A 14,940-nucleotide genomic window follows, 5' to 3' on the forward strand; every position below is an offset into this window, starting at 1 on the left:
TTAAAGCGGCACGCGAGCTGGGTTCAGAACGTCGTGAGACAGTTCGGTCCCTATCCGTCGCGGGCGTTGGAAATTTGAGAGGAGCTGTCCTTAGTACGAGAGGACCGGGATGGACTTACCGCTGGTGTACCAGTTGTTCTGCCAAGGGCATTGCTGGGTAGCTATGTAGGGAAGGGATAAACGCTGAAAGCATCTAAGTGTGAAGCCCACCTCAAGATGAGATTTCCCATTTCTTTAAGAAAGTAAGACCCCTGAGAGATGATCAGGTAGATAGGTTAGGAGTGGAAGTGCAGTGATGTACGGAGCGGACTAATACTAATCGGTCGAGGACTTAACCAAAGAATGGTAAGAAAATAAACTCGGACGAGTTTTGATTGATTACTTCAAATCCAGTTTTGAGTGAGCGAAAGCATAACTCAATAAGACAACATCACCAAGTGTGGTGGCGATAGCGAGAAGGATACACCTGTTCCCATGCCGAACACAGAAGTTAAGCTTCTTAGCGCCGATTGTAGTGAGGGGTTGCCCCTTGTGAGAGTAGGACGTCGCCACGCTTGTAGTTATTCCGGCATAGCTCAGTTGGTAGTAGCGCATGACTGTTAATCATGATGTCGTAGGTTCGAGTCCTACTGCCGGAGTTCTCATTTTTGAGAAGAGTATTGAGCTTCTTTTATTCTCTGGAGAGTTGTCCGAGAGGCCGAAGGAGCATGATTGGAAATCATGTAGATGGTTTACACTGTCTCAAGGGTTCGAATCCCTTACTCTCCGTAATAAATCTCAAGGCCCGTTGGTCAAGCGGTTAAGACACCGCCCTTTCACGGCGGTATCACGGGTTCGATTCCCGTACGGGTCATTTTAAATATGGAGGTTTAGCTCAGCTGGGAGAGCATCTGCCTTACAAGCAGAGGGTCAGCGGTTCGAACCCGTTAACCTCCATAGAATCAATTTTGGTTCCGTGGTGTAGGGGTTAACATGCCTGCCTGTCACGCAGGAGATCGCGGGTTCGATTCCCGTCGGAACCGCCATTTTTGAAACCAAAATTTTATTTTGTAATACGGCTCGGTAGCTCAGTTGGTAGAGCAATGGATTGAAGCTCCATGTGTCGGCAGTTCGATTCTGTCCCGCGCCATTATGGAGGAATAGCGAAGTGGCTAAACGCGACGGACTGTAAATCCGTTCCTTAGGGTTCAGTGGTTCGAATCCACTTTCCTCCATTTAGGGGTATAGTTTAAAGGTAGAACAGCGGTCTCCAAAACCGTTAGTGTGGGTTCAATTCCTGCTACCCCTGCCATTTAAATTTTAATATGGCGACTGTGGCGAAGTGGTTAACGCACCGGATTGTGGCTCCGGCATTCGTGGGTTCGATTCCCATCAGTCGCCTTTGTTTCATTTATTGGGGTATAGCCAAGCGGTAAGGCAAGGGACTTTGACTCCCTCATGCGTTGGTTCGAATCCAGCTACCCCAGTTTTATTTTTTAATTCAATAATGGCGGTATAGCCAAGTGGTAAGGCAGAGGTCTGCAAAACCTTCATCACCGGTTCAAATCCGGTTACCGCCTTAGTACATTTTATAACATGCCGGCGTGGCGGAATTGGCAGACGCGCTGGACTCAAAATCCAGTGCCCGCGAGGGCGTGTCGGTTCGACCCCGACCGCCGGTATACCAATGAACCCCTAGTGTAAGTCTATCTTACATTAGGGGTTTTCTTTTTATATTATGTGAAAACAGTAGTACCTATGCTGTAACATCATGTCTAACTTCTCTCTTTATTTTAGGAGAAAAAAGGAGAACTCCATTTTGTACCATTATTTTTTTTTACATTTTTCTTTTTAACTTATCTCTTATAATTTTTCAAATAAAAAGGATTGGTCATTATGTAAAAAGTGAAGATAGCTAATACTATGTTCAAACTTGAATTATAACTCATTTTTTGAACTATTTAATTAAATTGATTCTGGTAACTATTTATTACTCCATATTATGTTCTGTATGAGTGTACCTGCTGACTAGAAAGAATAGTAGAACTTCATTCTACTTGAAGTTCTACTACTATCTATATCTATACAATTGCATTATTCAATTTATCGGCTAAGCTTTGTTGCTTATTTGGGTAGAGGTGTCCGTAAATATCATAGGTCGTATTAATTGAGGCGTGTCCTATGCGTTCTTTAATGATGAATGGATCTTCCTCATTATCAATTAAAAATGCTACGTGGGAATGTCTGAGGTCGTGAATTCGGATTCTTTTGAGAGTAGAACTACGTTCTACTACGTCATCATATTTCTTTGATACTTTGAAACGTGTCATGATTTCGGGGACGAATTGAAAGACTTGGAGTTTCTCTGTTTCTGGTACGAAAGGCGAGAGAAGCTCATGCTGTTTATCTTTCCAATCCCATAATTCATCTGATAAGTTGCTGTGAAGAGCAATTTGACGACTTCCAGTGCTCGTTTTGGGTTCATTGAGGACGTTTTTGCCTGTCAAATGAATCAAAGTTTTATTAACGTCTATAATGTTTCTGCGTAAGTTGATGTCTTCCCACGTCAGTCCTAAAAGTTCTCCCATACGCATACCAGTTGAGAAGGCAACTTTGAAAAAGAGTTTGTATGGATACTCATCAGGTTTAAAAAGTGACATAAAATGATTGAAGTCCTCCGTTGTCCAATAGTCCATCTTTTTCTTTTTGACAGGTAATTTCTTTAATTGTGTGCATGGATTTACTTTTAGAAATCCTTGTTTGACGGCTACATCTAAGAGTTTCTTTAGTTGTATCATGAGTTTATTAACCGTGTTATTAGATAAACCTTTATTCGTGAGTGAAGTACGAAAGACTTCTAGCTCTTTATAAGTTAAAAGCTCAATTTTAGCTTTCTCAAAGTACCCCTTAATATGCCTGTTGTAATTATACTCTTGTGTCTGTAAGTAGCTTTCCTTACGATTACTTCTTTTATCTTCTTCAACAACAATCTGATACAGCATTTCAATAGTAGCACCTGTAAGAGAGGTATCTCCAAACTTAGTAAATCTAAGTTCCTGTTCTAGTTTAATAGCTTCTTTACGGGTCTTAATTTGACGTTTGATAAATCGGTTACGCTTACCAGTAACAGAGTTAAAACCATCTGAAATATCTACAATCCATGTCCCTGTTGCTTTGTCTTTTCTGATTGTCATTTTAGTCTACCTCCTCAATTGGTTTTATTGCTAACTGAATGCCTAGTATTTCCTCTATGGCTTTAACAGGCACACGTCCAAGTCGTGTATTCTCATAGTAAGAGAATCCTTTATGTACCATCAAAGCTTTAGCTTTCTTAATTAGGTCTTCTGCCGTACAGTGTCCATAGCCCAATTCGATTAAGTCGTGTTTAGTGATTGTTGGATTTGTCATAGTTTCTTGTCTCCTTTTATTATGTGACTAGATATAATCATCTGAAATAATTATTTTCAGGAAGTAAGAGAATGTAAATCATTTTCCATGGAATTGTTCTTCATTGTTTGTCTCTTTCTTCTATATACTAATTATAAGGGATAAGAAATTCCTTTGAAAGCCCTCCACATAAGGGTTTATAGCGATTCCAAACAGAGCTGTCTTGTCAAATAGGTAGTCCAGATTGATAGTTAGATACATTGAAAGATAAGCAGTGCCCCTAGAAGTGGGGAGTAGGTCGGACAATTTTGACGACAAAAATAAATTGGTTTTGAAACTATTTCATTGTTTTTCACCATCTTTCACGGGTTTAACCGAAGTTAATCGTGTCAAGTAGTTCTTCTTTTTGTACCTCGTCCAGTCCTAAATAACTAAGGGTAGACTTTTGGTCAGAGTGATTCAGTAGTTTCATGACAAAACCTATGTTGTAGTTGGTCTGTTCGTAGACTCTGTAGGCACCTGTCTTTCTCATGGTATGAGTACCCAAGTAATTAATGCCCAGGAGATCGCCAGTCTTCTGCATGATTTTGTAGTATTGCTTGCGTGTAACTGGTGAATTCCAATCGGAAGAAGAGGGGAAGAGCCATTGGCTCTTGATACCGTTATCATCAAGCCATTCTTTGTAGAGATACAAGTCTTTTTCGATTGGTTTGAGGTACAAGGTGTTGGGCTTGCCTGTCTTTTGGTCTCTGATGTAGGCACGTTCTTTCAGTACCCCATCTGCTGTAAATACGTCTGAATACTCTAATGAGAGAACGTCACTGACTCTTAGAAGTGTTGCCTTGCCAAGCTGAAAGATGGTATAGTTTCTACGCCCAGCTTTGAAGCTGTCTAAGAGAGTGTCTTGTACCTGTCTGAGTACATTTGAATCCTTGATTGGTTGGACGTTAGTAGTTTGTCTTTTTGCCATAATAATGGTCTCCTTTGTTCGTCATATTTGGAGAAACTAGAAAAATAGCTCCTATTCTATTGGAACAAAGAAGCCAAGCCTTGTCAGTAAAGAATTTCCGAGGTGCCAAAATCTTAAAAGGACTCCTGTTTACTTTTATTTCACCACTGATTAATTGTTATTTAATGTCTCTAAGTATTCTGCTAGGCAAGATACCCCATGACTGACAGAAACAAATGCAAGTAATTCATACAGCTATCATTCAAATCAAAAAGCACTAGGAACAGCTCTATATAGCCATTCTTAGTGCTTTTTGATTGGTTATTTCATTCATTTCTCTTTGGACTACTAGCTATCTAAAGTTTGATAGGTGGCACTACAAAAAGGACGAAAAATGCGATTTGCGGGATTTTCCTGCGTGGGGTAGGTCAAGTGTAGGGCAAGCCATTTGCGGACGTTGAGGAGAAAATTCGGGCTGTTTTTTGGTGGTTGGATAGCCAAGGAAAGGCTGTACCATGCGGATTCACACGCCTATGCACCCTTTTAAGATAAGGACTCCTGAGTGTGAGGAAAAAGGTATTTAGTTTCGTATCAGTCAAATGGATTAGTTGCATCTTCACCAGTATACCCCTGTAATGATTTTTCACCTTTAGGGTTTGTGACGTTTTTATTTTCATCTGATTGATTTTGTTGCTTCTCTTCATAAGCTTTATCTGATTGTTTTTGTCGAGTATTTTTATTACTGGTTACAGCAATATACTCGCCAGTTAGATTTCCTATAGGCGTATCTGCTTGTAGTTTATACCCATCCCAATCACTATTTGGCGTTATATTCAGAAGAAACTCTTTACTTGATTCTTTATCTTTCATTTTAAACTGTACTGTTCCATCTGCAGAACTGTCAGCAACCCCAAGAAATTCGGCAGTTATTAGTAGTTTGCTACTGTCTTCAAATCGCCAACCTTTAGGAGATTCATTGAAATAACTAGCTGTATGATTATCAAGGTTATTTGTTATAAATTTACCACTGAATAAATGACAATAGCTTTCTATAGTTGCATTATCCATAGTTTCTTTACTGACATTAGCTGATGACAGAACTTCTTCACTTGTAGAACTATCATCTTTCTTGGTACTTTTATTTGATAGTGGTGAATAATCATGATTGATTTCACCCACAGGAGTTTGTCCTGTTACATGATAAGAGCCATCATCATTGTTCTTAATGGTAATATCAAAGGTTTCTTTTGTATTCGTATCAGTCATGGAGTATGTTCCAGAGGCTGTCTCTACATCATTAGCAGTACTTAATTCATTGAATGAAGCTTTTAGTACTATCTTGCCGTTCTTTTGAAGTACCCATAAAGAGGGTGTGATGACACTAGTTGTAGTTTCATCATCATTTTGAGTCGCACGCTCATAGTATCCACTAGAAGCCAATGAATAGATTAAATTTCTGCTTAACTCTTCTTTAGACATATCATTCGGATCTTGTTTTTCCATTTCTTTTTTAGCATATTGACCATCAACAATGTCAGCGGTGAATCCATCTAAGTTTAAATTATCCTTGAGTGCAGAAGCTGCTTCTGGTCTTCCTTCTAAATCAAGATAATATCTGTATAATGATTCTCCCCAAGATAGAATACCATAGGCGCCATTATCCCAATCAGTTTCGCGAATATCAGATGTAGTATTTTCTTCTGTATCTGCATTTGGATTATAGCCATCATAGCTGTAATCTAATTTGTCAGAGATTTTTTTACAGTATTGATTTGCGACATCTGTGTTTAATGGAAATTTATAGGCAGTAGGTATTAGGTCTGATTTTTCAATTGGGATATAGTAGGATTTGTTGTAGTCACTAATTATTTCCAATGATTTTTTAGCCCTATCTAAGCTATCTTTTACAGGCTTAAATTGATTTTTCCCCTCAGTAGTCAGACCATCAAAATAGGCGTACATTTTATCTAACCGCTTCTGTTCATCTTCAATCGAAAATTCTTTGGAAGTATCTGCAATATTACCAGCTTTACTGTATTCATTTCCTAAATCTGATAAGAGTAGTTCATCATGGCTGATTCTCTTAATTTGTTTTTGCTTTTCAAATCGAGAAGGGAGAAAGTTGGTTTTATTCTCTTTATCCATCTTCTTACCGGTTGTTAATGAGATATACTTGTTATTTTTAGGATTCAATAAACTCAAATCTAGGTTTCCCTCTGATTCAATTTCTTTCCAGCGTTCATTGAAAGAGTTAAGAGAGCTTTTTACTCTGTTCTGGGAATGAAAACTCATGGCTAGTAAGATTCCTAAGACTGCTAAAGTAGCAATGATAAGCTGAATAGAGCGCTTTTTTGTAAAAGTAAGTTTTTTAATTGTTATTCTCTCCTTGGTTCCTCCTTTCCTCACAGAAATAATTTTCCCATGGAAAATAGTTAAAAGCAAATGTTTTCTTGTGTAAAAGACTACTAAATATTTATTAATCATGATAAGTAGCTAGTAAGTACCCCAAGTATGGCTAATAGCGTGATAGAAGTAGGAAAGGTGGATACTACGACCCCCAGTAATATACTGATCACTGTTCAAAATGGCTGGAAGCTAAGGGTATCAAAGGATTTGGTCTTTTGATGGCTGAAAAATCGATTGTACCAATGGATTGCGGGGTAGTGGGTGAAAGTTAAGTTGTTAATACTATAAATATTTGCTACTCTATTAATACTGATCGGTTTAAGGAAAGGGTTTGAGAATATGGGATTAATAGTTCAGCATGATGAGATTATCTCTCTATTAAAAAAGTTAGACATTTATAACGGAGATGAGTTAATAATATATGTAACTTTGAAAGTTAGCCAACCATTATATGTACGAATGAATTATTTGAACTTGGATAATTATATTGTTCAAGGTGCATGGTTGGCTATAAATGATAACGATATTAAAATATTGCCTGTCAATCAGTTAGGTAAATTAATAGATGATGTCTCCGTTATCTGTCAAGATGATATTGATGATTTCAGTATTAAGAAAAACTTATTACTATACACCATTTCAATAGCTGATTTAAAAGGGAGTGTAGTTCAGTTTAGAGTCTCAAGTAAAGTATTAGGTAATAAAAAGCACCATGAAGATTTCTTGAAATTATTAAATAAAATGAGGTAAATAATAACTTGAAAAGTGATAGTGAATGTAGAAAACTATTTCGTTGCCCGTACCCAAATGAAGAAACCTACTTTTGAGATTTGTACAATTGTTAGCTATGATTTATACCTTTCAAATTTGGTATATCTGTTACGCATGGTGAATTTAAGAGTCTTACTCGTTTGGCGGGGTGGATTCAGTATCTAACCTTGAGAGGTAGAAAAAACTTTTGGTTTTCTAGTGATTTGATTTATCTGACTTTATTTGACATACTTGGAAAGTTTAATAGTCTTATTGCTTGGATTCATTCTTTCAATATCTACAAAAATACCCCCACTATCTATGGCATGAAATAGTAGGATAGAAGTAAGACAACTTATCAAAGGTGATCGAAAGCTAAAAGGAGGAAATGCCTATTTTTCATACTAGGTAGATTTCCTCCTTACATTAAATTAGCCCTAATCTACTGAAATTACATTTGTCTTGTTGTCAGTAGATTTATCAGGAGTTAGACTACTGATAGAAGCTTAAAAATAGATAATATTCCTGAAAAAATTACAAGCAAGACTCTTGGTATTCCTTTATTGTTAATGCCCATAGTTCCAAATCAATCCCTTTTGGGACTAAAGGTATGTTGTACGTTTGCGTACTACTATCAAACGAATTTATCCGTACTTTATGCTTATTTCTACGTATCGTACTTTGTAAATAGCTATTAATTTCAAGGTAATTCGTATCCATTAAGTAACCCCACTGAGGGGCAGTTTCATCTAAGAAATCGTACACAGTACTTATCTCTGTTATACCGTTGTCTTTAATGAAAGTACGAATGAGGTGTAGTCCTTTGTAGTTTTCGTTCTGTTCGGACTTAGAACTATACCGACAGCTGTTAATATAGTCTCTGATACCGTAGTGGTATCTGTTGATGACATACCCCCAGCGTGGAGATTCTTCATCTGCATAGTTCATAAAGTCTTTCATCTCTTTGATATTATTTTCTCTGATGAACGCTCTTATCTCTCTCATCATGGCGGTTTGTTGGGTCTTGCTTGGTCTTAATATTTCTTTGACATCGAGCCCATTGAATGCCATGATGTCTTCTTGCTCATATTGATACTTTTCGGGGTTATCAAGATGGAGCCAATATCTTACTTTTCCAACAATAGACTCACAAGGTTGCGGATTTGGTGCATGGATCTTGCCAGTTATCTTTAGCATTTGTCTGTAAGACTTTAAGCTATTGAATTTGATGAGACAATGGTAGTGGGGCTTTTTAGCACCACCATATTCATTTTCATCTTTATCATGCAAAGGACTATGCCCCCAAGGCGCACCAATATCTGTTACAATATCTCTCCAATTCTCGGGTGCTGAATCGGGATAGACAATAAATATCCAGTTTCTGTGTCTCTCTGCTTGTGATTTATTCTTATTATTCATTATTTTAATACCTGCTTTCTTAGTTTATTTCTCTAACTTCATAGTATAAGCCAATCCCCATGCCTAAAGAGCCTGAATCCCTTGAGCCACTCGATTTTTTCCTTAATAGTTACCGCAATCCTTTGCAGGAGTAGGAGGGACAAGGATTTGTTCAGCGTTCAGCCTAGTACTGGGGTCTTGGTTTCGGGTACTGCACAGGCAAGGGCTGAGATAGCCACTGTCGAATGGGAAAATGCACCTTGACATCCTTAGGATGCTTCTTAGTGTCCGCAAGAAAGAGAGACTCTTTCTCTTTTCTCTGAGAGAAAATCCGCCTTGCATTCGTTTTTGGCTCTACAGTACCCCTAGTCGGAGAAATGCCGACAAAATGGCTAAAACGAATCTACCAAGCCTCATACTACGACCCCCCAGTAATATACTGATCATTGTTCAAAATAGCTGGAAGCCAAGTGTACCAATGGATTTGGTCTTTGATCCATGAAAAAATCGGTTGTACCAATGGCTAGAGTTGTTTTTCTTTATTCTTTCTCTGTCCCAGTGACTTTGTGCACTAAAAGTATGGGACAGTTTGTTGTTTGTCAGGTAGCTACCCTACAGATATTATTTACTGATAGTTACTTCTAGGCAACCCAGTCTATACCAAGAATTTGAAAAGTTTTAGGTATTGAAATCCGTATCTAACTGATGCTATTTGAGAAGTCATTTACGAGCCACTAAAGTCGCTTGTCTCAATTTCATCTAGCTATAGGGATTTGGGGTCTTGCCTTATTTGCCAGTTGGACTTCTCAGGGTGCTCATTTCTTGGTCATCTCCTTTCGTTATACTGGTTAGCCCCCCTATGTCTCTGCTGTTAAAATCTAGAGATAAAATTTCATGTTGCCTATATATTTACTGAAGGGTTGGGCTTTAGGGGGTAAAAAGTATCAAGTTACTTATTTAATGCGTTTCTTCCTGTGATACTGCTGGCTTTAGTTGGCTAGAATAAATATCTGTACGCAGGCTTGATAGTCAGATGGATAATAGAAAAGATGTCAAGCATTTGAGCAAGAATTGCAGGAAGAGATTCCGAATCTTACTTAAAATCAGTTTGGCTTCGTGCTACTTTCAGCTTATCTTGAGTAAATCAGCTTAGCTGATGGGTGAGAGGCTGAATTTAGGTGGCTTAGCTATCAGTGGGTAGGGAAAGGGTATTTACAATAGAAGAAACTTATCTGTATTTGATAGCTGAAAGAAGAGTGGGGAGAAGCAAGAAGCATGGTTGCTAGAAAAAAGGGAGTGCCAATCGGTATCTGTGGTTATCGCTAAAATTCATCTCAAGGTTGCCTGAGCGTACCATTGGTGGTGGCTGTGACAGATGGCAAGAATGACCATAACCACACAATTATTTTTTTAATTGCCTATCAAAGAAGCCGATTTGGAGAAAAAAAGTCATGTGGGTGGGGGTGAAAAATCATGTTGATAGAGATGAAAAAATGATGGGTGTCAGAAGTAATTTTCATCTTCATCTCAAGGCAGATGAAAAATAGGGTGGTGGATATAGAAAGAAAACTAGCTGATTTGGAAAGGAGTCCCTCAAAGAGACGAATATACCCCAAGTGTGTATCTAAGGGTAAAAATCAGAGTTTCTAGTTTGTAGGACGGAAAGAACAAGGTGAGGTCATTCTCTAATGCAGAAAATAGAATGACTAGGAGAAAAGAAGTGATTCTTCAGGTTACACAATAAAGAATTGGTATCGCATAGATAACTATCAATACAACTATTTCAGAAGTTTTATTGAAAAGAAGAAAAGAATCAAATCAGAACAAATAGATATATTAGAACTATTCAGGTATTATATAAGTATCGAATATTTTTAAGGGGAGCAATATATAGATGTCTGAGAATGAGAAAAAACAAGATTATAGTGGCTATTCATTAGCTTTTGCTTTTATGGCATTAGCAGGTATTATTTATATTTTACCTGATGAGTATCTTTTTAGTTGGTCAAGATTGGTAAGTACTGTGATATTAATGATAAGTTCAGTATTTTTCGCGTATTCAGTAGAAGAAATGTTAGGTAACAAAAAAATATTTGATAATTTTGCCGTTGCAATGGCAATTTTTTATATCATTTATGGAATTGTTTTGCTCTTAAAAAATTTTTCTTTACTCAATGAATGGAGCGTGTTAGTTTTATTAATCGTTTCGGTATTTCCTTTGTATGGGATTTTTGTGGGAATATTTAGCTTAGGAAATTTTATAAGAGGAAATATTAAAACAAAGAAAGGGAAAACTTTAGAACTTATTTTAAAGCTTATACCAGTTTTTTTACCAGTTGTAAATTTAATACTTAAGGTTTTAAAAATCATTTGAACAAAAATAGTTTTAAAAAAGTGCGGTTTAATTTGTAGAAAGCAGAAAATTCCAACAATCTAGGGTAGGGGTTCTACACCGACTCAAGCGTTAGATATCCTATGATTTTCCAACCATCTATGTATAGTGAAAGTCGGTTTGAGACATTCATCTGTGTTTGAAATGATTCATCTAATTAAACTGAGTAAAGAAGAGACAAGGGTCGCAATCATCTAACTAAAATCCAGCTAAAAAATAGTGGACTAGGATAGAAATAGGTGCTATAATTTGTTTATAGAAGTGTACAGGTAAATAGAGTCTCCAAAAAATATCCTAGATGGCTAACCCATAACTTGTTTAAATCGGTTATAAGTGGGTATAGTCTTATTTATTTTTGTCAGATTGACTTATAGTAATAAGAGCGGTAAAACTCAAAATCCAGTGCCCGCGAGGGCGTGCCGGTTCGACCCCGGCCGCCGGTATACCAATGAACCCCTAGTGTAAGTCTATCTTACATTAGGGGTTTTCTTTTTATAGTGGCTCTTTGCCAAACAGTGTTCTTTTAAAAATAAGTCACAGAATCGAGAACACTTTCGGTGTTCTCTTTTTTGTTTTTTAAATGAGTTCGCAGAGACCTTGTTGGACAAGAACCCGCAGGCGTAGGTGGCGAAATGTTCGGAAACCAAAAGCAATCCGTTTGATTAGGCTGTTTTTTCCTTTGATTCATTGCCTGAATTCGCTGCTTATTAAAGGCTCTGCTCAGTTGTTGAATCACATGAAATCAATCAATCGAAATTTTGGCACAAGCAAATACATCTTTCACAAAACTGTCATAAGGGGCATTTATGTCCATGACAATATGGGTGACTTTCTTTCGCGCTTTTAGCGTAAATCGTTGAAAATACGCACGTAGTTTGAAGTTTCTTCGATCGTTTAGAATGTCAAAAATTTGGTTTGTATCTGCGTCACTGACGATAAAACACATGGCGCCTTCGCAATCTTTCGTTCCTTTAAACTCATCAATAAATGTAGAAAAATTAATCATGAGAAATTTTAATCAATTGTTACTCCTGTTCTTTCGCCAACTGATTTCTAATAAAATTCTGGTTACTAGTAAATAACTTACATAAAGAAAAATAGTGAAGTACAGATTAATTTTAAATTCAAATATTAAAGAAGTAGCGAATAGTACCAGTGAAATTATACCAACAGTTAACCAAACTTTCCCCAAGTACTTATTAGAATACTGTAGATACTTCTGACGCCTTTCTTTCCTGAAGAAAACTGTAAAATCTTTCCACTGAATATTTGGAGTAATGAGTGATAAGCTTCCAAAAAAACCAACAACAGTGAAACCCAAAAATATAAATTGCAACTGACTCATCTTAACTACCTCATTTCGCTTAATTTTATCGATAATAAAAACTCAGTTCATGATTTCTTTCTCTTATAGCATACACCGTTTTTTTGAATACAGCCAATTCTTTCACTAATTCATTTTCAATACCAAGTGCTAGAAGATACCATGATATTTTTGAAAATTTATTTGTAGATATTTTAAGAAGAGAAGGCTATTTTTAGATTGGTATATTTGATGGGTTAGTAAAATTTTTAGATAGTGAGATATGGAACGGTGAAGACTAATTGATTTTCTTTCGTTCACAAAATTTCTTTTTTACAAAGGAAAATTCTAGTATGGTAAATCTAAGGCGTTAACTATATGTTTATAGTAAGACAACGGATTCAAAAGTATAGGAGGGGTATTATGACAGAAACTCATGTATTTCCAGAAAACTTTTTATGGGGAGGTGCAGTAGCTGCAAATCAAATAGAAGGTGCTTGGCTAGAGGACGGAAAATTACCTAATGTAACTGATACTTTAGTTGGTATTATGAATCAACATCCAAGTATTTCTTGGAACGAATCACAAGGAATTTGGGAATTGGACTTACCTGATGACATCACATTTTTATCACATGAAGCTGTTGACTTTTATCACCGTTTTGAAGAAGACATTAAAATGATGAGTGAGATGGGGTTTAAAGCATTTCGAACAAGTATTTCATGGGGACGAATTTTCCCAAGAGGAGATGAAGAAGAGGCAAATGAAGCTGGATTGGCATTTTATGACCACTTAATTGATACTCTTTTAAAATATGACATGGAACCAGTAATCACTTTAAGTCATTATGAGACCCCATTAGCATTAGTAGCAGAATATGGTGGGTGGCAAGATAGACGTTTGGTTGAATTTTTTGATCGTTATTCAACAGTAATTTTTAATCGCTACAAAGGAAAAGTGAAGTATTGGATGACATTTAACGAAATAAATAATGCTTTTCGTATGCCTTATGCGGCTGCAGGTATCGTCAAGTTTCCGGCGACAGATCCCAAAGAACCAATTGCAACCTTGACGAAAAAAGAAATTTTCCAAGCGGTTCATCATTTATTTATTGCTAGCGCATTGGCAACAAAAAGAATGCAGGAAGCAGATTCTGATGCATTGATGGGTGTAATGTGTAGTTTTTCTTCTTTAGCAACGTATCCAGTAGATTGTAATCCAGAAAATGTTTTTGGTGCTTTAGAATTTAAACGAAATTCCTATCTATATTCTGATGTGATGTGTCGTGGGCATTATCCCGGATATGTAAAACGCATCTGGCGTGAAGAAGACTGTGCGCCAGAAATTATTGCAGGGGATTTAGATTTGTTAGCAAAATATACTTCAGATTATATTGCATTTAGTTATTATCGCAGTACGGTATATAGTAAAGATGCTGAAATGCGGGTAGATACTGGTGGTGCAAAAGGTTTTGATAATCCTTTCTTAACTGAAAAATCACCTGAACCTTGGAATTGGCCAATCGATCCATTAGGTTTACGTTATGTTATGAATGAACTAACTGATCGATATGAGTTACCATTATTTATTGTTGAAAATGGATTGGGAATTGATGAAACGCCTAATGAAAATCAACGAATTAATGATATTGAAAGAGCACGATATCTAAAAATGCACGTAGAACAAGTGGCAGAGGCAATCAAGGATGGCTGTGAGGTAATCGGATATCTTTGGTGGGGACCAATTGATATTGTTTCAGCAGGAACTGGAGAAATGAAGAAACGCTATGGTTTTATTTATGTTGATCGTCACAATGATGGTAGTGGTAGTTTCAAACGTTTGAAAAAAGATAGTTTTGATTATTTTAAACAAGTTATTGAAACAAATGGGACTAACCTTTCCATTAATATTTAAAAGAATCAGAGTCTAGGACACTTAACGAAAAATCTAGATATCAGTCTAATTGATTGGCATCTGGATTTTTTGTACAAATATAAGAGCACTTTCACTAGAAGCAAAGTAACACCTCACTTAAACAAGCGAAGTGTTCTTACGTTTAAAAGGTGTATCACAAATTAAGTCATTCTTCCCCTAGATTTTTGTTCGCAATTAGAAAAAGTGAGATCACTTTTACCGTGAATCAATTAGGTAAAAGCATCCTCCAGAACACTTCCTTTTCATCCTCAAATGAGTTATTCTTCTCCTCCAAATACGATGTTTAATCAGTTTTTGTTTATTTGAATGTTTGTTTAGTCTTTACTTAGTTCTCAATTAAAAAAACGATTCATAATAAAATGGGATATGCACTAATGACAGTAAATTTGGTGAAATAGTGACAAAAGAAGCCGAAAATACCAAAAGAATTCTCTGAATAAA

8 protein-coding genes, 12 tRNA genes, 2 rRNA genes and 1 pseudogene are annotated in these 14,940 nt (G+C 36.7%); 17 read left to right on the forward strand and 6 right to left on the reverse strand.

From position 1 onward, the window contains the following. From I589_RS06785 to I589_RS06850, 14 genes are all read left to right on the forward strand, one after another. Nucleotides 1–339 (forward strand): 23S ribosomal RNA (locus I589_RS06785); the annotation flags it as partial. A 99-nt stretch (nt 340–438) separates the two neighbouring features. Next, nucleotides 439–554: ribosomal RNA gene (gene rrf, locus I589_RS06790) — 5S ribosomal RNA — on the forward strand. A gap of 10 nt (nt 555–564) precedes the next feature. After that, nucleotides 565–638: transfer RNA gene (locus I589_RS06795), tRNA-Asn, on the forward strand. Nucleotides 639–679: 41 nt separating this feature from the next. Next, nucleotides 680–768: transfer RNA gene (locus I589_RS06800), tRNA-Ser, on the forward strand. 13 nt (nt 769–781) lie between these two features. Next, nucleotides 782–853 (forward strand) — tRNA-Glu (locus tag I589_RS06805). 10 nt (nt 854–863) lie between these two features. After that, nucleotides 864–936, forward strand: a tRNA-Val gene (locus tag I589_RS06810). Between the two features lie 13 nt (nt 937–949). Continuing rightward, nucleotides 950–1,025 (forward strand) — tRNA-Asp (locus I589_RS06815). A gap of 31 nt (nt 1,026–1,056) precedes the next feature. After that, nucleotides 1,057–1,129 (forward strand) — tRNA-Phe (locus I589_RS06820). 4 nt (nt 1,130–1,133) lie between these two features. Continuing rightward, nucleotides 1,134–1,214 (forward strand) — tRNA-Tyr (locus I589_RS06825). Nucleotides 1,215–1,217: 3 nt separating this feature from the next. Beyond that, nucleotides 1,218–1,291: transfer RNA gene (locus I589_RS06830), tRNA-Trp, on the forward strand. A gap of 16 nt (nt 1,292–1,307) precedes the next feature. Next, a tRNA-His gene (locus I589_RS06835) sits at nt 1,308–1,380 on the forward strand. Between the two features lie 14 nt (nt 1,381–1,394). Then, nucleotides 1,395–1,466, forward strand: a tRNA-Gln gene (locus I589_RS06840). 22 nt (nt 1,467–1,488) lie between these two features. Next, nucleotides 1,489–1,559 (forward strand) — tRNA-Cys (locus tag I589_RS06845). An 18-nt stretch (nt 1,560–1,577) separates the two neighbouring features. After that, nucleotides 1,578–1,661, forward strand: a tRNA-Leu gene (locus I589_RS06850). Nucleotides 1,662–2,060: 399 nt separating this feature from the next. On the opposite strand, the gene I589_RS06855 is transcribed toward I589_RS06850, so the two are convergent. The 4 genes from I589_RS06855 to I589_RS06870 all read right to left on the reverse strand — a co-directional run bounded on the left by I589_RS06855 (nt 2,061) and on the right by I589_RS06870 (nt 6,517). After that, the gene (locus I589_RS06855; RefSeq protein WP_010768844.1) at nt 2,061–3,173 is read right to left on the reverse strand and encodes a tyrosine-type recombinase/integrase; all 1,113 of its coding nucleotides are present in this window, start codon (nt 3,171–3,173) and stop codon (nt 2,061–2,063) included. Nucleotide 3,174: 1 nt separating this feature from the next. Then, the gene (locus tag I589_RS06860) at nt 3,175–3,387 is read right to left on the reverse strand and encodes a DUF3173 domain-containing protein (RefSeq protein WP_010768843.1); all 213 of its coding nucleotides are present in this window, start codon (nt 3,385–3,387) and stop codon (nt 3,175–3,177) included. Nucleotides 3,388–3,736: 349 nt separating this feature from the next. Next, on the reverse strand, nt 3,737–4,336 hold the full coding sequence (locus I589_RS06865) for a tyrosine-type recombinase/integrase (protein ID WP_010768842.1): 600 nt from the start codon (nt 4,334–4,336) through the stop codon (nt 3,737–3,739). 570 nt (nt 4,337–4,906) lie between these two features. Continuing rightward, nucleotides 4,907–6,517, reverse strand: a complete 1,611-nt coding sequence (locus tag I589_RS06870; protein WP_245561657.1) for a hypothetical protein — start codon at nt 6,515–6,517, stop codon at nt 4,907–4,909. Nucleotides 6,518–7,060: 543 nt separating this feature from the next. Between I589_RS06870 and I589_RS06875 the strand changes: the two genes are divergently transcribed. After that, nucleotides 7,061–7,471 (forward strand): hypothetical protein, encoded by a 411-nt coding sequence (locus tag I589_RS06875; protein WP_010768840.1) that lies wholly within the window; start codon nt 7,061–7,063, stop codon nt 7,469–7,471. 534 nt (nt 7,472–8,005) lie between these two features. Here the strand turns inward: I589_RS06875 and I589_RS06880 are convergent. Beyond that, nucleotides 8,006–8,890 (reverse strand): replication protein, encoded by an 885-nt coding sequence (locus tag I589_RS06880; RefSeq protein WP_010768839.1) that lies wholly within the window; start codon nt 8,888–8,890, stop codon nt 8,006–8,008. A gap of 1,873 nt (nt 8,891–10,763) precedes the next feature. On the opposite strand from I589_RS06880, the gene I589_RS06885 reads away from it, so the two are divergent. Continuing rightward, a complete protein-coding gene (locus tag I589_RS06885; protein ID WP_010768838.1) occupies nt 10,764–11,243 on the forward strand; it encodes a hypothetical protein in 480 nt (159 codons plus the stop codon). Between the two features lie 676 nt (nt 11,244–11,919). Here I589_RS06885 and I589_RS06890 read toward each other — a convergent pair. Then, nucleotides 11,920–12,246: pseudogene (locus I589_RS06890) on the reverse strand (transposase); the annotation flags it as partial. Between the two features lie 741 nt (nt 12,247–12,987). Between I589_RS06890 and I589_RS06900 the strand changes: the two are divergent. Continuing rightward, nucleotides 12,988–14,478, forward strand: coding sequence for a glycoside hydrolase family 1 protein (locus I589_RS06900; RefSeq protein ID WP_010768835.1), 1,491 nt, complete (start codon nt 12,988–12,990; stop codon nt 14,476–14,478). The last annotated feature ends 462 nt before the right edge of the window (nt 14,479–14,940 follow it).

This window comes from Enterococcus phoeniculicola ATCC BAA-412, from assembly GCF_000407505.1.
In the GTDB taxonomy this organism is placed as follows: Bacteria; Bacillota; Bacilli; order Lactobacillales; family Enterococcaceae; genus Enterococcus_K; species Enterococcus_K phoeniculicola.